The organism is Streptomyces sp. NBC_01716, from assembly GCF_036248275.1.
Lineage (GTDB): Bacteria > Actinomycetota > Actinomycetes > Streptomycetales > Streptomycetaceae > Streptomyces.
In genome coordinates this window covers 2,851,735-2,871,343 of the sequence record NZ_CP109181.1, presented here as the reverse complement: position 1 = coordinate 2,871,343, position 19,609 = coordinate 2,851,735, and the positions used below count along the sequence as shown (strand labels likewise).

The window sequence follows — 19,609 nt, the reverse complement described above, 5'->3', positions numbered from 1 at the left end:
GCTCGACGTATGAGCGAGACCCCGGACAGCGCCGTCCGTACGCACACCCGTGACTACATCCGGTCCCACCGGGCGGCCTTCCTCGACGACCTCGCCGAGTGGCTGCGTATCCCGTCCGTCTCGGCGCAGCCGGACCACGACGCGGACGTACGGCGCAGCGCCGACTGGCTCGCGGCGAAACTGCGCGCTACCGGCTTCCCGGTCGCGGAGGTCTGGGAGACCCCCGGCGCCCCCGCCGTCTTCGCCGAGTGGCCGTCCGACGACCCGGACGCCCCGGTCGTGCTCGTCTACGGCCACCACGACGTACAGCCCGCGGCCCGTGTGGACGGCTGGCGCACCGACCCCTTCGAGCCGGTCGTCCAGGACGGCCGGCTGTACGGGCGTGGCGCCGCCGACGACAAGGGGCAGGTGTTCTTCCACACACTCGGCGTCCGCGCCCATCTCGCGGCCACCGGGCGCACCACCCCCGCCGTGCATCTGAAACTGCTCGTCGAGGGCGAGGAGGAGTCCGGTTCGCCGCACTTCCGCGCGCTCGTGGAGCAGCGCGCGGACCGCCTCGCCGCCGACGTCGTGATCGTCTCCGACACCGGCATGTGGTCCGAGGACACCCCCACCGTCTGCACCGGGATGCGCGGCCTCGCCGAGTGCGAGATCGAGCTGTACGGCCCCGACCAGGACATCCACTCCGGCTCCTTCGGAGGCGCCGTACCCAACCCGGTCACCGTCGCCGCCCGCCTCGTGGCCGCGCTGCACGACGAGGACGAGCGGGTGACCGTGCCCGGCTTCTACGACGGCATCACGCCGCTCACCGGCGCCGAGCGCGCCCTCATCGCCGAGCTGCCCTTCGACGAGGCCGCGTGGCTGCGTACGGCCAAGTCGCACGGCACGCTCGGCGAGGCCGGCTACTCCACCCTGGAGCGCGTCTGGGCCCGCCCCACCGCCGAGGTCAACGGCATGGGCGGCGGCTACCAGGGTCCGGGCGGGAAGACGATCATCCCGTCGTCGGCCCGGCTGAAGCTCTCGTTCCGGCTGGTCGCCGGCCAGGATCCGGACCGGGTCGAGCGCGCCGTGACCGAGTGGATCGATGCCAGGATCCCGGCCGGAATCCGCCACAAGACCACCTTCGGCGCGGCCACCCGCCCCTGTCTGACCCCGCTCGACCATCCCGCGCTCCGGTCGGTCGTACGGGCCATGGACCGTGCCTTCGACCAGAAGATCCGCTTCACCCGCGAGGGCGGCTCGGGACCCGCCGCCGACCTGCGGGACGTGCTCGGCGCTCCCGTCCTGTTCCTCGGCGTCTCCGTACCGTCCGACGGCTGGCACGCGCCCGACGAGAAGGTCGAGATCGACCTTCTACTGAAGGGCGTGGAGACGACCGCCTACCTCTGGAGCGATCTCGCCGCCGCTCTCCGCTGAACAGACACCCATCCATCCGGGGGAGTTGGAAGTACCAGTGAGCACCACCACCAGCGGCGGAGAAACCGCCGCAGACCGGCCGATCGTCCTCGCCTCCGACAGCGGCATCGACCGTGCCGCCCACCACCGCCTCGACGAGGCGTGGCTGGCCGCGGCCTGGAGCCACCCCACCACGCGGGTCTTCGTCGTCTCCGGCGGCCAGGTGCTGATAGACGACACCCCGGACGGCCGCACCGAACTCGTCATGACGCCCTCCTTCGAGGCGCCCCTCACCGAGACCCACCGCTACTTCCTCGGTACCGACGAGGACGGAGTCAGCTACTTCGCTCTCCAGAAGGACACGCTGCCGGGCCGCATGGACCAGTCGGCGCGCGCGGCGGGGCTGCGCGAGGCCGGGCTGCTGCTGTCCCCGCGCGACGCGGGCCTGATGGTCCACGCGGTGGCGCTGGAGAACTGGCAGCGGCTGCACCGCTTCTGCTCGCGCTGCGGCGAGCGCACGGTGATCGCGGCGGCGGGCCACATCCGCCGCTGTCCGGCATGCGGCGCCGAGCACTACCCGCGTACCGACCCCGCCGTGATCATGCTCGTCACCGACGAACAGGACCGCGCGCTCCTCGGCCGTCAGGTGCACTGGCCGGAGGGCCGGTTCTCGACGCTCGCGGGTTTCGTGGAGCCCGGTGAGTCGATCGAACAGTCCGTGGCGCGCGAGGTGTTCGAGGAGGCGGGCGTCACGGTCGGCGAGGTCGAGTACGTCGCGAGTCAGCCCTGGCCGTTCCCCTCCAGCCTGATGCTGGGCTTCATGGCCCGTGCCACGTCCTCCGAGATCACCGTGGACGGCGACGAGATCCAGGAGGCGCGCTGGTTCTCCCGCGACGACCTGCGGATCGCGATCGAGTCGGGCGATGTCCTCCCGCCGTCGGGCATCTCGATCGCGGCACGGCTGACGGAACTCTGGTACGGAAAGCCGCTGCCGAAGCCGCTGAACTGACCGGCACGCGCAGGAGCCCCCGCCGGCCGGCGGGGGCTCCTGCGCCATCGGTCGTGCCCGGCCCGTGGGCTCAGGCGCCGACCTTCTGCTTGACCTGCGCGAGGGACGGGTTCGTCAGCGTCGAACCGTCGTCGAAGAGCAAGGTCGGGACTGTCTGATTGCCGCCGTTCGCCTTCTCGACGAACGCGGCCGAATCCGGGTCCTGCTCGATGTTGATCTCGGTGTACGCGATGCCTTCGCGGTCCATCTGGCCCTTGAGCCGACGGCAGTATCCGCACCATGTGGTGCTGTACATCGTCACAGTCCCCGGCATGTCTTCTCGCGCTCCTCTGGCAGGCTCGAATGTCTTCGCAGACAGATGAACGTACGTGACCTGGTCACCATTCCCGCACTTGTACGACCAACGTGACTCCCCTGTGGACAAGTGCAGCACCAGCCTCACGGGACCTGGCAGCATGGCGGGGTGACAGCAGCAACGCACTCCTCACTCTTCCCGCAGGACTCCGACGGCAGCCAGTTCGTGGCCCCGCCTCGCGACGCCGACGCGGTGCTCGAAGGGCTCGACCCCGAGCAGCGCGAGGTCGCGACGGCACTGCACGGACCGGTCTGTGTGCTGGCCGGTGCCGGCACGGGCAAGACGCGCGCGATCACCCACCGGATCGCGTACGGCGTGCGGGCCGGGATCCTCCAGCCCGCCAGCGTCCTGGCCGTGACCTTCACCAACCGGGCCGCGGGGGAGATGCGCGGGCGCCTGCGCCAGCTGGGCGCGGGCGGCGTCCAGGCGCGTACGTTCCACTCGGCGGCGCTGCGCCAGCTCCAGTACTTCTGGCCCAAGGTGGTCGGTGGCGAGCTGCCCCGGCTGCTGGAGCGCAAGGTCCAGCTGGTCGCGGAGTCGGCGGCCCGCTGCCGGGTCCGGCTGGACCGGAACGAGCTGAGGGATGTCACCAGCGAGATCGAGTGGGCCAAGGTCACCCAGACCGTGCCCGCCGACTATCCGGCCGCCGTCGCCAAGTCCCACCGCGACGCCCCGCGCGATCCGGCGGAAATCGGCCAGATCTACGCGATGTACGAGCAGCTGAAACGAGACAGGTCGGTCATCGACTTCGAGGACGTCCTGCTGCTCACGGTCGGCATCCTCCAGGACCGGCACGACATCGCCGACCAGATCCGCGGTCAGTACCAGCACTTCGTGGTGGACGAGTACCAGGACGTGAGCCCGCTCCAGCAGCGGCTCCTCGACCTGTGGATGGGCGACCGGGAGAGTCTCTGCGTCGTCGGCGACGCCAGCCAGACGATCTACTCCTTCACCGGCGCGACCCCGGACCATCTGCTGAACTTCCGCACGCGCCACCCCAACGCGACGATGGTGAAGCTGGTCCGTGACTACCGCTCCACTCCCCAGGTCGTGCACCTGGCCAACGGCCTGCTGAATCAAGCCAGGGGCCGCGCCGCCGAACACCGGCTCGAACTGATCTCGCAGCGCGACGCGGGCCCCGAGCCCCTCTACACGGAGTACGCGGACGAGCCCGCCGAGGCCGAGGGCACCGCCCGCCGGGTCCGCGACCTGATCGCGGCGGGCGTCCCGGCCGGCGAGATCGCCGTGCTGTACCGGATCAACGCCCAGTCGGAGGTCTACGAACAGGCGCTCGCCGACGCCGGGGTGCCCTACCAACTCCGGGGCGCCGAGCGGTTCTTCGAGCGCCAGGAGGTACGGGAGGCAGGGGCCGCCCTGCGCGGCGCGGCCCGCTTCGGGGGCAACGACTCCCTGCTGGACGACATCGTGGATCTGCCGTCCCAGGTGCGGGCGGTGCTCTCCACCAAGGGCTGGACCACCGAACCTCCCACGGGCTCGGGCGCCGTCCGCGACCGCTGGGAGTCGCTGGCCGCCCTCGTGCGTCTCGCCGAGGACTTCGCACGGGCCAGGCCGGAGTCGACCCTCGGCGATCTGGTGGCCGAGCTGGACGAGCGCGCCGCCGCCCAGCACGCCCCGACCGTCCAGGGAGTCACCCTCGCCTCCCTCCACTCGGCCAAGGGCCTGGAGTGGGACGCGGTGTTCCTGGTCGGGCTGACCGAGGGCATGATGCCGATCACGTACGCCAAGACCGACGAACAGGTCGAGGAGGAGCGCAGGCTCCTCTACGTCGGGGTCACCCGTGCCCGCCTGCACATCTCGCTGTCGTGGGCGCTCTCCAGGGCCCCGGGCGGCAGGGCATCCCGGCGTCCCACCCGCTTCCTGAGCGGCCTGCGGCCGGGCTCGTCGGCCCCGGGGACGCGGGGCGCCGGAGCGGCGGCGGGCGGCGCGGCCGACCGCGGCGGCCGGCGCAAGCGGCGCGGCCCGGTGCTGTGCCGCGTCTGTGGCACGACCCTGACGGACGCGGGCGAGATGAAGCTGATGCGCTGTGAGGGCTGCCCCTCGGACATGGACGAGGGGCTGTACGAACGGCTGCGCGAGTGGCGCTCCGACCAGGCGAAGCAGCTGGGCCAGCCCGCGTACTGCGTGTTCACCGACAAGACGCTGATGGCCATCGCCGAGGCCGTGCCGGGCGACGACGGCGAGCTGTCCCGGATCTCCGGCGTCGGAGGTCGCAAGCTGGAGCGGTTCGGAGCCGATGTTCTGGCCATCTGCGCAGGTGACGAGCTTGTTGGGGAGGACGAGGAGAGCTGATACAAACTCGTCGAGAAAATAGTTTGCGCGCGCCCCGCGAATCACCATAGGTTCTTAACCACGGAACGGCGGGCTTCTCCGAAGCCCCGTCCCCGTGCTCTACTTGTCCGAAGTGGTATCCGGATTTCGATACGCCGAGAGGAGGCGATTCCAGTGATCAGCATCAACAGCGACTTCGTCAGCACCGCCAAAATGACCGATCTCTCGGTCGTCTCCGCATGCTCTCTCGACGTTCTGCGTCCTGGACTGCTGGCCAGTGATGGATCTTCGTTCGCCGCCACCGGTCTGTCGGGCTTCGGCGCCGGCCGGACCAACCCCGTGGCTCTTCCTGTCACGGGCGGCAATGAGCGACCGAGCAAGGCACTGGCGGCAGAAGTAGCAGCGGCAGAGGCAAAGGCCTATGCGTTCGCGGCAGCCGGTGCCGAATTGACGAAGCAGACGAAGCAGCACCACACGATGTGGGCCATCCGTGGGCCTGAACCCTGGAGTGATCCAGCCTGATTCAAGATCAGGCCGGCGCCTTCAGGGCCGCGGAACCCCACCCGGGATCCGCGGCCCTTCTGTTTGTCCCGAACGGGACGGGCGGAGTGAAGGGGCCTCGGGAGAAGTACCACCCGGTACCAGCCGACACCTGGCCAACAGGCCGGACCGACCAGACGAGGAAGACACCACCGTGCAACTCGAAGCGCACGCCCCGTCCGTACCGCCTTCCGAAACGATCACCCAGCCCGGCATCACGGAGGACTCCACCTTGACCCCGCTGACCGCGCTCACCGCGCTCGACGACGCCATCGAGAACCTCGGCGTACCCGTTCCCTGCCGTGCCTACGACCCGGAGGTCTTCTTCGCGGAGTCCCCGGCCGACGTCGAGTACGCCAAGTCCCTCTGCCGCACCTGCCCGCTGGTCGAGGCCTGCCTCGCCGGTGCCAAGGAGCGGCGTGAGCCGTGGGGTGTCTGGGGCGGCGAGCTCTTCATCCAGGGTGTGGTCGTCGCTCGCAAGCGGCCCCGTGGCCGCCCGCGCAAGAACCCGGTCGCGGCATGAACGCCACCGGCACCGTCGATCGCCCCGTCACGCACGATCCCAAGAAGCAGGCCCCGATGACCTCTTCCCTGCGAGAGCCGTCCGGCTCCGCCACTTCAGCTGTCAGTACCACCGGCGCGAGCGAATCGCGTCAGAACAGGAACCGCGAGATGCAACTCATCCCAGAAGCCCTTGCACGCGCGCATATGACCGAGCGCCTGCGTGAAGCCGACGCGGAACGCCAGGCCGTGCGCCTGGTCGCCGCTCGGCGGATGCAGCGCCGGGCCGAGCGCGTATCGATGCGCGCCCGCCGTGCGCTGGCCATGGCGGTCATGAACTGACCGCCAGCGGCCGGGCGCGAGAACGTCGCAGACCCTGAGTGCCTCTGACGCGGGGGCCGGTCCTCACGGACCGGCCCCCGCTTTCTTGTCTCCGAACACGTCCTACGCGCCCGCGCCCGCGCCCGCTCCCGCCTCGGGCTCCTCCTCATAGGCGAACTCCTCCGGCAGGAAGCCCGGCAGCCACTCCTCCAGCTCCTCGCGGAGCCGGACCGTCGCGTTCAGCTGGCACAGCACCCCGATGGTGCTCAGCGTGACGCGATGTATCAGCAGATAGGACGGCGGCAGATTCAACTGCTTCCCCAACTGGTGCGCCGGAGAACGCGGATCGGCGATCCGCGCCGCCTGGGTGCGCATCCAGCTCCGGGTGAAGGTGAACTCCTCCGCCTCGGCCGGTTCGATGATCGGCAGCAGATACTCCAGCACCGCGTCCGGGTCGAGATCGATCGACTCCTTGACGAACCCCTCCGTGCGCAGGAGTTCGTACACCGTCTCGGCGTCCCCCTCCAGCGTTAGCCGCAGCGACTCGCCTATCGTCTCGGGCAGCCCGCCCGGCAGCCGGTCGACCGTGCCGAAGTCCAGTACACCGAGGCGCGATTCGCCCTCGTCCCCGGCCGGCGGCAGCAGCCGGAAGTTGCCCGGATGCGGGTCCGCGTGCAGCAGTCCCGTACGGGCGGGGCCCGAGAAGAGGAAGCGCGCCAGCAACTGGCCCGCGCGGTCGCGCTGTTCCTCGGTGCCCTCCGCGATCACGTCGGCCATCGGGATGCCGTCGATCCACTCCGTGACCAGCACCTGGTCGCACTGGTGCACCACGTCGGGCACGACCACGTCGGGATCGTCCGCGAACTCCGCCGCGTGCTCCCGCTGCGCCGCAGCCTCCAGCTCGTAGTCCAGCTCCTCCGACACCCGGTCCCGCAACTCGTTGATCAGGGGCTTGACGTCCATGCCCGGGATCAGCGGCCCCAGCAGCCGGGCGAACCGGCTCAGCTGCGACAGGTCCGAGAGCAGCGCCTCCCCGGCCCCCGGGTACTGCACCTTGACCGCCACATTCCGCCCGTCGTGCCACACCGCCCGGTGCACCTGGCCGATCGAGGCGGCGGCCGACGGCTTCTCCTCGAACTCCAGGAACAGCTCACGCCACTCCTCACCGAGCCGCTCCGCCAGCACCTTGTGCACCGTGCTGGTCGGCATCGGAGGGGCAGCCTCCTGGAGCTTGGTGAGCGCCGCCCGATAGGGGCCCGCCACCTCCTCGGGCAGCGCGGACTCGAAGACGGACAGAGCCTGCCCGAACTTCATGGCCCCGCCCTTGAGCTCGCCGAGCACCTTGAAGAGCTGGTCCGCCGTGCGCTGCTGGAGCTCCCGGCCCACCATCTCCGCGGACTTGCCGCCGATCCGCTTGCCCAGACCCCAGGTGGCACGGCCGGCGAAGCCCAGTGGCAGCGCGGCCAGCTTGGCAGTTCGGGTGACGGCCTTACGGGGAAGATCAGACATACGCCCCTCCAAATCCCTGACAGCCGAGCCGCGTACGGCGGTTACCGCACCATTGTGTCGTGCGGCGCCCCGGGCACAGCCATGCCCTCTCCCTCCTGTTCTCCGGCGGCCCCGCAGGGGCAGGCGGGATGCGGCGCGATCCGCTCCGAACGCCAGTCGAGCAGCGGCAGCGTGATCTCCCAGCGTGCCCCCGTGCTCGCCGGCAGCTCACCATCCAGGAAGGACAGCGCGTGAGCCGTGGTGAGACCGGCCACGGTGGTGGCGAGCCCCAGGTCGCAGGCCGGTGTGACCGACGCCCGCCGTCCTGACCGCCACTGCGCCAGCATGAGCGGCCACCCCGGCTCCCGGGCGGTCCGCTCCTCGGTCAGACAGCCCGCGCAGGCTGTGCCGCCCGGCAGCACCAGCGGGCCCACCACCCCCGTGGCCTCGACAACTCCCGCGTAGAGATGAGGAGTCCCGGTGGCGATCCAGCGCTCGGCGGACGCCGGATCCGGGACATAGGCCGCGAGCCCGTCCCGTGGGGCGACGATCACCAGCGACAGCCCCGCCGCGCCACCGCTCACCGTGGCCGCCCGCTCGTCGGCGCGCTCGGGCCGCTCGGCCGCCCAGCCGCCCGGCATGTCGTCGAGCTCTCCCGCCTCCGCCCCGTCCATATCGGACCCCGGCCCGTCGGCCGCCGGCCGCGCGCCGGACGCCGCCGCTCTGACGGATCTGCCCGGGGCCGAGCGCCGCACCAGCAGCCGGGCCGCCACATCCCTGCGCTCACCGACCGATTCCGCCGGAAGCCCGCCCGGAGCCACGTCCCATGCCTGGGTCCTCCCGCTGTCAAGCACATCCACCCGGCCCACCCCGGAGGCCGACAGCGCCGAGGCGACGGCCGCACCGACCCGGCCGGCCCCGCGCACCTGGACACGCATGGTGCGCCGCGCCGCCAGCCGCTCCATCGCCGCACCCGGCGTGCGGTGCGTGATCGACAGTGACGCCAGATCCGCCCGCAGCCGGTCGAGCTCCACCTTTCGATTCCGTAACGCTTCGGCGGGGCGCCCGCCCGCCGTGCTGTCGTCCAGCAGCCCGGCCGCCGAGAGCCGGTCCACGAGCGCTTCCGCCTTGCCGTCCGGCAGCCCCAGACTCCGCGCCTCGTCCCGCAGCAGCGGCAGCCCCCGCGTGCCGTCCAGCAGGTCGAGAAAGCTGCCCGTGGCCGTATCGACAGGTCCCACCACCACCGCGTGCGCGGGTGTGATTCCGAACTGAACCGTCTGCCGCTCCCGCCAGGCCCGGCGCAGAGCGGGCTTCACCATTGGATGCATATTCGTCTCCCCCGTGATGCCTGTCCCGCGATCGGATTCCAGAATGCAAGGAACTGGTGAGAGGTGCGAAGAGTTATCCACAGGCGTGGGGAATTAGACGTTCAAATGATGGGTGTATGGAGTGGACCAAGATCGAAAAGCCTCCGCGACGGGACGTTCCCCACTGACAGCGGGTAACGTCGAAGCGTGTCCGCCGACCCTTCTCCTCGCGTTGCGGGGGAATCCCCACCGCACAGCGCCGGAAGCGAAGAGCGCAGCGTGACCGGCCGCCCGCAGCGCGGACCGGCGACGAGCGCCGTCGAGGTCCGCCGCAGCGCCCGGCGCAGCAGGACGGTCTCGGCGTACCGTGAGGGCGACCGCACCATTGTGCTCATCCCGGCCCGGATGTCGGAGGCCGAGGAGCGGCGCTGGGTGGACGTGATGCTCGACAAACTCGCGGCTCAGGAGAGCAAGCGCGTCCTCGGCGACAACGATCTGACCGACCGCGCCAAGCGGCTGTCCGAGCAGTATTTCGACGGCAGGGCCCGCCCCGCGTCCGTCCGCTGGGTCACCAACCAGAACACCCGCTGGGGCTCCTGCACCCCCGCCGAGGGCAGTATCCGTCTCTCGCACCGGCTGCAGGGCATGCCCGAGTACGTCGTCGACTACGTGCTCGTGCACGAGCTGGCCCATCTGCTCGTGCCGGGGCACGGCCCGCGCTTCTGGGAGTTGCTGGAGGCGTATCCGCGCACCGAGCGGGCCCGTGGCTACCTCGAAGGTGTCGTCGCCGCCGAGCGGTTGCCGCAGCTGCCCGCCGCCCCCGGAGAGTGACGGCGTCCCCTCGCTGATCGTGTACCGAATCTGTACCGGCTTGGTTCAATGCCGGACGCAACGGTTAGCCTGACGCGACGTGTTCAGCTCGGGATGGGGGACGGTCGTTACGCATGGCGAGGGAATTCCAACGCGGCCACAAGGCCAAGATCAGTGACCTCACGCAGGGGACGGATCTGTACGTAGGTGTGCAGATCGCGGCGCCCGGCTTGACGTTCGACATCAGCTGTTTCGGCCTCGACGCCAATGAACAGCTCTCGGACGACCGGTATTTCATCTTCTTCAATCAGCCGAAGTCCCCCGAGGAATCAATCCAGTTGCTGGGCGCGCAGTCCGGCGACACCGAATCGTTCCGGGTCACGCTCGACCGTATTCCGGCGAACATCCAGCGACTGTCCTTCACCGCCACCATCGACGGCGCCGGGCAGATGTCCCAGGTGGGCCCCGGATACATCCGGATAGTCGCCGGCGGCGAAGAAGTCGTCCGATACGCCTTCACCGGCTCCGAGTTCAGCACCGAACGCGCGGTGATGCTCGGCGACTTCTACCTCAAGGACGTCTGGCGGTTCGCCGCCGTCGGCCAGGGCTTCGACGGTGGTCTCGACGCGCTGCTCAAGAACTTCGGCGGCGAAGTCGCCGAGGAGGAGCCGGCCGCGGCCCCGCCGCCCGCCCAGGGAGCCGCACCGTCGTTCGCCCCGCCGCCCGGCGGCGCCGCGCCCCCTCCGGCCTTCGGAGCCCCGCCGGCCCCGCCCGCGCCGCAGGCCCCGCAGCCCCCGCCGTCGTTCGGCGCGCCCCCGCAGGCCCCGGCACCCGCGCCCCACCCGATGCACGGCGCGCCGACCGTCGCCGCCCCGATGCCTCCGGCGCCCGCGCCCGCACCGTCGCCGTACGCGCAGCCGCCCGGTCCGCCGCAGGCCCCGCAGCAGCCGCAGTTCGGCCAGATCCCCGGCCAGCCTCCGGGTCAGTTCCCCGGTCAGGGCCAGCCGCCCGGCGCGCCCGCGCAGTATGGGCAGCCGACACCGCCTCCCTACGGAGGCCAGCCCCAGGGCGCACCGCCCCCGGGCATGCCGCAAGCGGGCCAGCAGGCCGGCGCGGGTCTCGCGGCGGCGCTCCAGCCGTACAAGGAGGCCGCCACCGGCCAGCGCTGGACCCCGCAGAACCAGCAGCTGATGCGGGTCGACCTCGCCATGGGCGGCGCCCCCGTCCTGGCCCGCCAGGGCAGCATGGTCATGTACCAGGGCAAGGTCGACTTCGGCTACAAGGGCGCCGGCTTCGCGGGCCGTATCGTCGGCAACGCGACCGGCCAGGAGATGCAGCTCATGCGCTGCTCCGGCCGCGGCCAGGTCTTTCTCGCCGAGGAAGCCTCGCATCTGCACCCGATCGAGCTCCAGGGCGACGCCATCTGCGTCTCCGCGGAGAACGTGCTCGCCTTCGACGAGTCCCTTCAGTACGAGGTCCGGCGTATCGAGGGCCACGGCATCCCCGGCGGAGCCCTGTTCACGATGCAGTTCCAGGGCACCGGCACCATCGTCGTGAAGACCCACGGTGTCCCGGTCGTCCTGCCGGTCACGCCCACGACCTTCGCCGACTGCAACGCCGTCGTCGCCTGGTCGGCCGCGTCACAGGTGATCCTCTCCAGCCAGGTCAGGCTGCGCCGCAACGCGTATCCGGGACACAGCGGAGAGACCGTGAATCTGCAGTTCCGGGGAGCCCCCGGCAACTTCATCGTCGTCCAGCCGTACGAGGTCTGAGGGAGTCCGGCACATGAACCAGCAACTCGCGGGCTTCGCCCCGGCCCCCGTCTCGGCGCGGATGGAGAACCACGGCCGCGCCATGCTCAAGGTCGCCATGACCAGCGGGCAGGACCTCTACGCGCGCACCGGCTCGATGGTCGCGTACGAAGGGTTCGTGCAGTACGAGCCCAACCCGCCCGCCGTCCGTCAGATCGCCGGCCAGTGGGTGACCGGCGAAGGCACACCGATCATGAAGTGCGCCGGTGACGGCCTGCTCTATCTGGCCGACTACGGCGCCGACGTCGTCGTCATCAACCTCAACAACGACTCGATCTCGGTCAACGGCACTAACCTGCTGGCCTTCGACGCGCACCTCCAGTGGGGCGTCGAGAAGGTCAAAGGGCTGGCGAAGTTCGCCGGACAGGGTCTGTGGAACGTCACGGTCGGCGGGACCGGCTGGGTCGCGCTGACCTCGCGCGGTACGCCGATCGTCGTCGACTGCGGCCGTGGCGACGACGAGACGTACGTCGACCCCGACGCCCTCGTGGCCTGGTCACCCGGGCTCAAGGTGAAGGGCAAGCGGAGCTTCAAGGCGTCGTCCCTGATCGGACGGGGCAGCGGGGAGGCCTACCAGATGGCCTTCTCGGGCCAGGGCCTCGTCGTCGTACAACCGAGCGAGGACAGCACCGACCGCCTGCGGGTCCGGGGCTGAGGGGGAGGAAACATCATGCAGAGCCCGCTTTTCGGACTCGCGGAAACGCAGTCCCAGGACCGCTATGTCGTACAGAACCCGCAGCTTCTGCGGGTCGCGCTCACCGGCCACGACGATGTCCTCGCCCGCAAGGGCGCGATGGTCGCCTACCAGGGGCTCATCGACTTCGACGGTGAGTACCAGTCCCAGGGCCAGCGCCGTGCCAGGCGGAACACCGGCGAGGGCCTGGACCTGATGCGCTGCTCGGGTCAGGGGACGGTCTACTTCGCGAACCTCGCGCAGTACGTGCATGTCGTGGATGTCGACCAGGAGGGCATGACCGTCGACAGCGCCTATGTCCTGGCGCTCGACTCCACACTGCACACCGAGGTCATCGCGGTGGACAGCCAGTACGGCATCTCAGGCTCCGGCAAGTACCAGCTCAACATCTCGGGCCGAGGCAAGGTCGCCCTGATGACGTCCGGGCAGCCGCTGATGATGCTCGTGACGCCCGACAAGTACGTGAACGCCGACGCCGACGCGATCGTGGCGTGGTCCTCCGGGCTGCGGGTGCAGATGCAGGCGCAGACGCACTCCTCGGGCGTACGGCGCCGGCGCGGCAACACGGGCGAGGGCTGGGAGCTCAGCTTCCTCGGCCAGGGCTTCGCGCTCGTGCAGCCCAGCGAGGTCATGCCGCCGCAGAACGCGGAGATCGGGCAGGGCTTGCGTGCGCAGTTCGGCGCGGGCCAGCAGGGCGCCCATGGACAGAACCAGAACAACGTCTGGAACAACCAGGGCTAGGGCGTCCAGTCCGACCGGTTCGGCCGACTGAGTCCGGCCGGTCCGGTTCGGCCGCTCAGGGGCGGTCTCCATGGAGGCCGCCCCTGCTCGTCCCTGGCGTCAGCCGTGAACCTGCTCGGAGAGCGCGTCGCGCGTGCGCTCCAGCAGCCGTACGACCGATCCGTCGGCGACCGTCGCCACCTCGTCGTACGCGAACCAGCGCAGATCCAGCGACTCCTCGCTGATCTCCTCGACCGCGCCCACCGGCGCCAGAGCCGCGTACTGCACATCCAGATGCCAGTGGCAGGGTGCCGGGATCGCGTGCCGGTCGAGCTGTACGGGTCCGCCGGGCAGCAGCGTCAGCCCCCCGATCCCGGACTCCTCCGTGGCCTCGCGCAGCGCCGCAGCCGCGAGCGAGACATCCCCGGGCTCGCAGTGGCCGCCCATCTGGAGCCACAGACCGAGCTTCTTGTGGAGGGTCAGCAGGACACGGCCCCCCGCCGGGTCGATCACCAGCGCGCTCGCCGTGACATGCCCGGCGTCACAGGATTTCCACATCCCGTCCGGACAGGCCGCCAGATGGTCCAGATAGATCCGGCGCAGCTCTTCCTGGCCGTCGTACGTCTCCAGTACGCGGACGGCGTCGTCGTGCAGACTCACTTGCCGCTGTCGCCCTTGCCCTCGTCGCCGTCCTTGCCCTCGTCGTCGGGCCGGTCACTGTCCTTCCCGCGCGTCTCCGGGTCCTTCTCCAGCTTCGGCTTGCCGCCCGCCGCCTCGCCGAGCAGCTTGTCCAGCTCGGAGAAGTCCGCGTGCTCGTGGTGCACGAAGCCGTCCGGGTCGTCCAGGTCAGAGGCGGTCGGCAGCATGTCCGGGTGCTGCCAGAGCCCGTCGCGCCCGTCCACGCCCCGCGCGTCCGTGAGCGAGGCCCAGAGCCGGGAGGCGTCCCGGAGGCGCCTGGGGCGCAGCTGAAGGCCGATGAGGGTGGCGAAGGTCTGCTCGGCCGGCCCGCCCGACGCGCGGCGCCTGCGCAGCGTCTCGCGCAGCGCGTCCGCCGACGTCAGCCTGGTCCTGGCCGCCTCGTGCACGACCGCGTCCACCCAGCCCTCGACCAGCGCGAGCGCCGTCTCCAGACGCGCCAGGGCGGCCTTCTGCTCGACCGTGTCCTCGGGCTGGAACATGCCCTGCTGAAGTGCTTCCTGAAGCTGCTCGGGGTTCGACGGGTCGAGCTGGCTGACCGCGTCCTCCAGCTTGGAGGCGTCGACCTTGATACCGCGCGCATACCCTTCGACGGCGCCGAACAGATGCCCCCGCAGCCACGGCACATGGGCGAAGAGCCGCTGGTGAGCCGCCTCGCGCAGGGCCAGATACAGCCGCACCTCGTCCTGCGGGATGCCGAGGTCCTTACCGAAGGCCTCGATGTTCAGCGGGAGCAGCGCGGCCTTGCCCGCCGGGCCCAGCGGCAGCCCGATGTCGGTGGAGCCGACCACCTCGCCCGCCAGGACGCCCACGGCCTGCCCGATCTGCTGGCCGAACATGGCGCCTCCCATGGAGCGCATCATGCCGATCAGCGGCCCGGCCATGGCCTGCATCTCCTCGGGCAGCACATCACCCATGGCGGCGCCCACGCGCTCGGCCACCGGGTCGACGAGCTGCTGCCACGCCGGGAGAGTCGCCTCGACCCACTCCGCGCGGCTCCACGCCACGGTCGATCCCGCGCCGGACGGCAGCGACGTCACCGCGTCCAGCCAGATGTCCGCCAGGCGCACGGCCTCCTCGACGGCGCTCCGCTCGGCCGGGCCCACGCTGGCGTCCTTCGTACCGTCGGGCGTGCCCTGCGAGACCGTCTGGCGGGCGATCTGCTTGGCCATGTCCCAGTTCACGGGACCGCCCTCGTAGCTGAGCATCTGCCCGAGCTGCTGGAACGCGGCGCCCAGATCGTTGGGGTTCATCGACCCGAACATCGCCGCGAACGGGTTCTCCCCGCCCTGGCCGCCCGAGCCGCCCGGCAGGCCGAACCCCGAGAAGGGGTTGCCCCCGCCGCCTTGGCCGCCACCACCCTGACCACCTCCGGCGGGGTCGTTCTTCTTGCCGTCGCCGTCCTCTGGCTCCTCCGGCGGAAGGCCGAATCCGAATGGGGTGTCACTCACGGGTTTCCTCGGCTCGTTGGGCCGCCGGCTTTTCCGCCGACAGCGACTGCCCGACACCACCAAGCGTAGACATCCGAGGCCGCATCCGGGCTCGGTGCTCCGCCAATGCTTGGCCTGCGGCAGGATGGACGCCACCTGGTACGTACGTGTTGTACACGTCCGTACTGAAGACAACCGCTGGAGACGCCCGGTGAGTTCCCCAGATCCGCAGGTTCGCGCAGCGCGAAACCGCTCAACCCCGACCCCGCCACGCGGCCCCGTCGTCGCGGTCACCGGAGCCGCTTCCGGGGTCGGTGACCTGCTCGTCCGGCGCCTCGCGGCGTCGGAGGAGATCAAGCAGGTCGTGGCGATCGACGAGCGCCGCGGCGAGGTGACCGAGGCGCAGTGGCACGTCCTCGACGTACGGGACCCGGCCATCGCCGAGAAACTGCGCGGCGCGGACGTCGTGGTGCACCTGGCGCTCGATCTGGACCTGGAGCGGGACGCGGCGGCCCGTACGGCCTACAACGTCCGCGGCACCCAGACCGTGCTCACCGCCGCGGCGGCCGCCGGGGTGCACCGGGTCGTCCTGTGCACCTCGGCCATGGTCTACGGCGCCCTGCCCGACAACGACATCCCGCTGTCGGAGGACGCGGAGCTGCGCGCGACGGCGGAGGCCACGGGCGTCGGCGACCTGCTGGAGATCGAACGGCTCGGCCGCCGCGCGCCCCGCGCGCACCCCGGTCTGAACGTCACGGTCGTGCGCCCCGCCGTCCTCGTCGGCGGCACCGACACCGCCCTGACCCGCTACTTCGAGTCGCCCCGGCTGCTGGTCGTCGCCGGCTCCCGGCCCACCTGGCAGTTCTGCCATGTGGACGACCTGGTCAGCGCCCTGGAGTACGCCGCGCTGGAGAAGGTCGACGGCGAGTTCGCGGTCGGCTGCGACGGCTGGCTCGAACAGGAGGAGATCGAGGAGCTGAGCGGCATCCGCCGTATGGAGCTGCCGTCCGCCGTCGCCCTCGGGGCCGCGGCCCGGCTGCACCGGATCGGCCTCACGCCGTCCCCTGCCGGCGATCTCGCCTACACGATGCATCCCTGGGTGGTCAGCGTCGGCCGTCTCCACGACGCCGGCTGGCGTCCCCGCTGGACCAACGAGGAAGTCCTCGGCGCGCTTCTCGAAGAGGTCGAGGGCCGCCACACCGTCGCGGGCCGGCGCCTCGGCCGCAAGGACGCCACGGCCGCCGGCGCGGCCGGTGCGACGGTCGCCCTGCTCGGCGCGGCAGCGGTGGTACGCCGCGCCCGCAAGGCGCGCCGGCGCCTCTGAGCCGATCGGCGCCCCCTCCGGCAGTCCCGTCGGCGTCCTCCTCAGAAGGAGGCTCCGAGCGCGCCGGACGGTGGCGGTTCGAACGCGCCATTACGTGATGCCCGTGCCGTACGGCACGATGGGCCGCATGGCAAGCAACGAGGCGCACCCGGGTGAGCAGGCGGCACAGGACCCCATCCGGCTGCTGGCGATCCGCGAGAGCCCGCTGTCCGTCGACGAGATCTTCCAGGCCGTCGGCGACGACGCGGCGGGAGGCACCGCCCTGTTCGTGGGCACCGTCCGGAACCACGACGGGGGAGCCGATGTCGACGCACTCGGATACTCCTGTCACCCGTCAGCCGAGGCCGAGCTGCGCCGGGTGGCCGAGAAGGTCGTCGCCGACCACCCCGTCCGCGCACTGGCGGCCGTCCACCGTGTGGGTGACCTCGTGGTCGGAGATCTGGCGGTCGTCGTCGCCGTCTCCTGCCCGCACCGCGCGGAGGCGTTCGAGGCCTGCCGCAAGCTGATCGACGACCTCAAGCACGAGGTGCCGATCTGGAAGCACCAGACGTTCTCCGACGGCACGGAGGAATGGGTCGGGGCCTGCTGACGACGCCTTTCCCGCACGGTCTTCACGCCGTTTCCGGACCGTTTCCGGATCGCTTCCGCGCCGCCGTGTCGCCCTCTGTTCCCATGTGGTCCGATTTGCGTAACCGCACCCCTGCCAGCAGCGTTGAAGCAGCAGATGGCTAATCTGCTGATCACTCGGTTCGCAATCATCACATCGGTAAGGAGGTCGGGATGGCCGCGCTCGCCTGGTTGTTGATTCCGCTCTTCGCCGCCGTCGGCGCGGCGATATGGGGAAGCTGGGTTTCAAGAAACCGATCCACCGGAGACGTGGCCGAACTCGCCGGCTACGCACGCTTCCGAGACGCGATGGCGAAGTCCCATCCGGCCACGACGGACGTCACCTAGACCGGCCCCGAGGGTGCACTGACAGACCCTTCCCGTACTGTCGTTCCATGCCACGCCGCACCGCGACGATGCTCGCTTCCACTCTCGTCCTCATCGCGCTGCTCTGTGCGGGAGTGTTCATCCGCGTTCCGTACGCCGAGATGAGTCCGGGGCCCACCGTGAACACACTCGGCGACGCGAATGGTGAGCCGGTGCTCCACATTTCCGGCCGCAAGACCTATCCCACGTCGGGCCATCTCAATATGACGACCGTCAGGGTCACCGGCGCGGATTACAAGATGAATGTGGTCGAGGCGGTCTACGGCTGGCTGTCGCACGACAACATCGTGGTGCCGCACAACACGCTCTATCCGGACGGCAAGACGGAAGAGCAGTCCACGCAGGAGAACGCCGAGGAGTTCAGCCAGTCCCAGGAGAGCGCGAAGGTCGCCGCCCTGAAGGAGGAGAACATCCCCGTCACATCGCGGGTCGTCGTCTCCGCGGTCGTCAAGGACAGTCCCTCCGACGGCACACTGCACGCCGGTGACGTCATCAAGGCGGTGGACGGCAAGACCGTCGAGGCGCCGCCGGACGTCGCCGAGCTCGTCACCAAGCACCAGCCGGGCGAGGACGTCGAGTTCACCATCATCCCGGCCAAGGTCGCGCAGGTGGCGGAGAAGGCCGGCAAGGAGCCCGAGGGCGCCGAGAAGGTGACGATCAGGACGGTCAAGTCGGACGATGCCGACGACCGCGCCATCGTCGGCATCCAGGCGGGGACGGACCACACGTTCCCGTTCGAGATCGACATCAAGCTGGCGGACGTGGGCGGGCCGAGCGCGGGTCTGATGTTCGCGCTCGGGATCGTGGACAAGATCACGCCCGGCGATCTCACGGGCGGCAAGTTCGTCGCGGGCACCGGCACGATCGACGACAACGGCAAGGTCGGCCCGATCGGCGGGATCGGGATGAAGCTCGTCGGCGCGCGGGACGCGGGGGCGCGGTACTTCCTCACGCCGGACGAGAACTGTTCGGCGGCGGCCTCCGACATCCCTCAGGGCCTCACGCTGGTACGCGTGAAGAACATCAAGGACGCGACGGCGTCCCTGGAGAAGATCAAGAGCGGGGCCACGGACACTCTGCCGAGCTGCTCGACGAGCTAGGTCCTGTCCGGCGGATCTTTCGGATCTTGCCGGTCGAAGCCCGTCGAAAGATCCGGGGCGGGTCGGGAAAAAAGCATTCCCCGGACGGGGCCGCGGGCGCGGCCCCGTCCGGCGATCGGAGTCGGCCGGGTGTTACGCCTCGAAGGTCGCGGCCAGGGCCTCGGCGAGGCCCGGGACCAGGCCCGCGCCCGTCAGCACCTGGGTCGGTGAGTCCTTCTCGCGCAGCCGCAGCGCCGAGTCGCGTGTCCCGTCACGCAGTACGGCGACCGTCATCCGTACCTCCTGGCGGTCCGGGTGGGCGGCGACCCAATCCACGAGCGCTGACTCGTCGAGCCCTTCGGGCACCGACGCCTCGGCGGACGGCGGCAGCATCAGACGCTCCACCGTGATCGCGCAGCCCGCCACCGCGCCGGGCCAGGCGATCGTGGCGAGGAACTCGTCGAGGGGCGTGCCCGCAGGGATCTCGTCCTGCTCGACGGGCGTGAGCGGGGCGGGTGTCGAGCCCTCGTCGAGACCGAGCTGAGTGGCCAGCTCCGGTTCGTCGGCCCGCAGCCGGGCCGTGTCGACGAGCGCGAAGAGCCTCGCCGGCTGGTCCCAGCCCAGGCCGGAGGCGTATTCGTCGATCTCCAGCACCGCACGGGTGATGGGGGTCGAGGCGACCGGGCCCGACGCCGAAGGCGGCTCGTCGGACGAGGACGCGGAGGAAGAGTTGGAGGAAAGGTTGGACATGGCCAACATCCTGCCTCCTTCCGACCCCCCTGCGGGAACTAGGTAAAGCCTCAGTAAGTTGCATGAGTGGGCCCTACGATCGCTTGGGCCCGCTTAC

At 70.5% G+C, this 19,609-nt stretch carries 20 protein-coding genes; 14 read left to right on the top strand and 6 right to left on the bottom strand.

Annotated features, from left to right (window positions below):
- The first annotated feature begins 9 nt into the window (after positions 1-9).
- Together OIE74_RS12300 and nudC are read left to right on the top strand one after the other, a co-directional pair.
- Positions 10-1,416: a dipeptidase gene (locus OIE74_RS12300; RefSeq protein WP_329381939.1), complete on the top strand. Its 1,407-nt coding sequence runs from the start codon at positions 10-12 to the stop codon at positions 1,414-1,416.
- A gap of 37 nt (positions 1,417-1,453) precedes the next feature.
- Positions 1,454-2,404 carry an NAD(+) diphosphatase gene (gene nudC / locus OIE74_RS12295; RefSeq protein ID WP_329381936.1) on the top strand — a complete coding sequence of 317 codons (951 nt, stop codon included), beginning with the start codon at positions 1,454-1,456 and terminating at the stop codon, positions 2,402-2,404.
- 70 nt (positions 2,405-2,474) lie between these two features.
- On the opposite strand, the gene OIE74_RS12290 is transcribed toward nudC, so the two are convergent.
- Positions 2,475-2,717: a mycoredoxin gene (locus tag OIE74_RS12290; protein WP_023538817.1), complete on the bottom strand. Its 243-nt coding sequence runs from the start codon at positions 2,715-2,717 to the stop codon at positions 2,475-2,477.
- Positions 2,718-2,867: 150 nt separating this feature from the next.
- Here OIE74_RS12290 and OIE74_RS12285 point away from each other — a divergent pair, with 150 nt between their 5' ends.
- From OIE74_RS12285 to OIE74_RS12270, 4 genes are all read left to right on the top strand, one after another.
- Positions 2,868-5,069 carry an ATP-dependent DNA helicase UvrD2 gene (locus tag OIE74_RS12285; protein ID WP_329381933.1) on the top strand — a complete coding sequence of 734 codons (2,202 nt, stop codon included), beginning with the start codon at positions 2,868-2,870 and terminating at the stop codon, positions 5,067-5,069.
- A gap of 192 nt (positions 5,070-5,261) precedes the next feature.
- Positions 5,262-5,570 carry a hypothetical protein gene (locus OIE74_RS12280; protein ID WP_384201194.1) on the top strand — a complete coding sequence of 103 codons (309 nt, stop codon included), beginning with the start codon at positions 5,262-5,264 and terminating at the stop codon, positions 5,568-5,570.
- Between the two features lie 172 nt (positions 5,571-5,742).
- A complete protein-coding gene (locus OIE74_RS12275) occupies positions 5,743-6,111 on the top strand; it encodes a WhiB family transcriptional regulator (RefSeq protein WP_189111563.1) in 369 nt (122 codons plus the stop codon).
- Positions 6,108-6,431, top strand: coding sequence for a hypothetical protein (locus tag OIE74_RS12270; RefSeq protein WP_329381923.1), 324 nt, complete (start codon positions 6,108-6,110; stop codon positions 6,429-6,431). Before OIE74_RS12275 ends, OIE74_RS12270 begins: the two co-directional genes overlap by 4 nt.
- A 102-nt stretch (positions 6,432-6,533) precedes the next feature.
- Here the strand turns inward: OIE74_RS12270 and OIE74_RS12265 are convergent, their stop codons facing one another.
- Both OIE74_RS12265 and OIE74_RS12260 read right to left on the bottom strand, forming a co-directional pair.
- Positions 6,534-7,919, bottom strand: coding sequence for an ABC1 kinase family protein (locus OIE74_RS12265; protein WP_329381920.1), 1,386 nt, complete (start codon positions 7,917-7,919; stop codon positions 6,534-6,536).
- Between the two features lie 41 nt (positions 7,920-7,960).
- Positions 7,961-9,226: a TOMM precursor leader peptide-binding protein gene (locus OIE74_RS12260; RefSeq protein WP_329381917.1), complete on the bottom strand. Its 1,266-nt coding sequence runs from the start codon at positions 9,224-9,226 to the stop codon at positions 7,961-7,963.
- 186 nt (positions 9,227-9,412) lie between these two features.
- Between OIE74_RS12260 and OIE74_RS12255 the strand changes: the two genes are divergently transcribed.
- The 4 genes from OIE74_RS12255 to OIE74_RS12240 all read left to right on the top strand — a co-directional run bounded on the left by OIE74_RS12255 (position 9,413) and on the right by OIE74_RS12240 (position 13,261).
- The gene (locus OIE74_RS12255; protein WP_329381914.1) at positions 9,413-10,036 is read left to right on the top strand and encodes a M48 metallopeptidase family protein; all 624 of its coding nucleotides are present in this window, start codon (positions 9,413-9,415) and stop codon (positions 10,034-10,036) included.
- 113 nt (positions 10,037-10,149) lie between these two features.
- Positions 10,150-11,787 (top strand): TerD family protein, encoded by a 1,638-nt coding sequence (locus tag OIE74_RS12250; RefSeq protein WP_329381911.1) that lies wholly within the window; start codon positions 10,150-10,152, stop codon positions 11,785-11,787.
- Positions 11,788-11,800: 13 nt separating this feature from the next.
- Complete coding sequence (locus tag OIE74_RS12245; RefSeq protein ID WP_329381907.1) at positions 11,801-12,481, top strand: AIM24 family protein; 681 nt, start codon at positions 11,801-11,803, stop codon at positions 12,479-12,481.
- Between the two features lie 15 nt (positions 12,482-12,496).
- A complete protein-coding gene (locus tag OIE74_RS12240; RefSeq protein ID WP_329381904.1) occupies positions 12,497-13,261 on the top strand; it encodes an AIM24 family protein in 765 nt (254 codons plus the stop codon).
- A 99-nt stretch (positions 13,262-13,360) separates the two neighbouring features.
- On the opposite strand, the gene OIE74_RS12235 is transcribed toward OIE74_RS12240, so the two are convergent.
- Both OIE74_RS12235 and OIE74_RS12230 read right to left on the bottom strand, forming a co-directional pair.
- Positions 13,361-13,900, bottom strand: coding sequence for an NUDIX hydrolase (locus OIE74_RS12235; RefSeq protein WP_329381901.1), 540 nt, complete (start codon positions 13,898-13,900; stop codon positions 13,361-13,363).
- A complete protein-coding gene (locus OIE74_RS12230) occupies positions 13,897-15,387 on the bottom strand; it encodes a zinc-dependent metalloprotease (RefSeq protein WP_329381898.1) in 1,491 nt (496 codons plus the stop codon). The genes OIE74_RS12235 and OIE74_RS12230 overlap by 4 nt, the downstream gene beginning before the upstream one ends.
- 190 nt (positions 15,388-15,577) lie before the next feature.
- On the opposite strand from OIE74_RS12230, the gene OIE74_RS12225 reads away from it, so the two are divergent.
- The 4 genes from OIE74_RS12225 (at position 15,578) to OIE74_RS12210 (ending at position 18,783) form a co-directional block, all read left to right on the top strand.
- Complete coding sequence (locus OIE74_RS12225; RefSeq protein WP_329381895.1) at positions 15,578-16,690, top strand: SDR family oxidoreductase; 1,113 nt, start codon at positions 15,578-15,580, stop codon at positions 16,688-16,690.
- A 127-nt stretch (positions 16,691-16,817) separates the two neighbouring features.
- Positions 16,818-17,279 (top strand): molybdenum cofactor biosynthesis protein MoaE, encoded by a 462-nt coding sequence (locus OIE74_RS12220; RefSeq protein WP_329381893.1) that lies wholly within the window; start codon positions 16,818-16,820, stop codon positions 17,277-17,279.
- Positions 17,280-17,470: 191 nt separating this feature from the next.
- Positions 17,471-17,644 carry a hypothetical protein gene (locus OIE74_RS12215; protein WP_329381890.1) on the top strand — a complete coding sequence of 58 codons (174 nt, stop codon included), beginning with the start codon at positions 17,471-17,473 and terminating at the stop codon, positions 17,642-17,644.
- A 47-nt stretch (positions 17,645-17,691) separates the two neighbouring features.
- Positions 17,692-18,783, top strand: a complete 1,092-nt coding sequence (locus tag OIE74_RS12210; RefSeq protein WP_329381888.1) for a YlbL family protein — start codon at positions 17,692-17,694, stop codon at positions 18,781-18,783.
- Positions 18,784-18,915: 132 nt separating this feature from the next.
- Here the strand turns inward: OIE74_RS12210 and OIE74_RS12205 are convergent, their stop codons facing one another.
- Positions 18,916-19,512: a PPA1309 family protein gene (locus OIE74_RS12205; protein WP_329381885.1), complete on the bottom strand. Its 597-nt coding sequence runs from the start codon at positions 19,510-19,512 to the stop codon at positions 18,916-18,918.
- Between the last annotated feature and the right edge of the window lie 97 nt (positions 19,513-19,609).

Bases quoted from the DNA above. Each gene is read 5' to 3' on its own strand.
- OIE74_RS12300 (WP_329381939.1), top strand. From the start codon at position 10: ATGAGCGAGACCCCGGACAGCGCCGTCCGTACGCACACCCGTGACTAC.
- OIE74_RS12290 (WP_023538817.1), bottom strand. From the start codon at position 2,717: ATGCCGGGGACTGTGACGATGTACAGCACCACATGGTGCGGATACTGC.
- OIE74_RS12280 (WP_384201194.1), top strand. From the start codon at position 5,262: ATGACCGATCTCTCGGTCGTCTCCGCATGCTCTCTCGACGTTCTGCGT.
- OIE74_RS12270 (WP_329381923.1), top strand. From the start codon at position 6,108: ATGAACGCCACCGGCACCGTCGATCGCCCCGTCACGCACGATCCCAAG.
- OIE74_RS12265 (WP_329381920.1), bottom strand. From the start codon at position 7,919: ATGTCTGATCTTCCCCGTAAGGCCGTCACCCGAACTGCCAAGCTGGCC.
- OIE74_RS12260 (WP_329381917.1), bottom strand. From the start codon at position 9,226: ATGCATCCAATGGTGAAGCCCGCTCTGCGCCGGGCCTGGCGGGAGCGG.
- OIE74_RS12250 (WP_329381911.1), top strand. From the start codon at position 10,150: ATGGCGAGGGAATTCCAACGCGGCCACAAGGCCAAGATCAGTGACCTC.
- OIE74_RS12245 (WP_329381907.1), top strand. From the start codon at position 11,801: ATGAACCAGCAACTCGCGGGCTTCGCCCCGGCCCCCGTCTCGGCGCGG.
- OIE74_RS12240 (WP_329381904.1), top strand. From the start codon at position 12,497: ATGCAGAGCCCGCTTTTCGGACTCGCGGAAACGCAGTCCCAGGACCGC.
- OIE74_RS12220 (WP_329381893.1), top strand. From the start codon at position 16,818: ATGGCAAGCAACGAGGCGCACCCGGGTGAGCAGGCGGCACAGGACCCC.
- OIE74_RS12215 (WP_329381890.1), top strand. From the start codon at position 17,471: ATGGCCGCGCTCGCCTGGTTGTTGATTCCGCTCTTCGCCGCCGTCGGC.
- OIE74_RS12210 (WP_329381888.1), top strand. From the start codon at position 17,692: ATGCCACGCCGCACCGCGACGATGCTCGCTTCCACTCTCGTCCTCATC.
- OIE74_RS12205 (WP_329381885.1), bottom strand. From the start codon at position 19,512: ATGTCCAACCTTTCCTCCAACTCTTCCTCCGCGTCCTCGTCCGACGAG.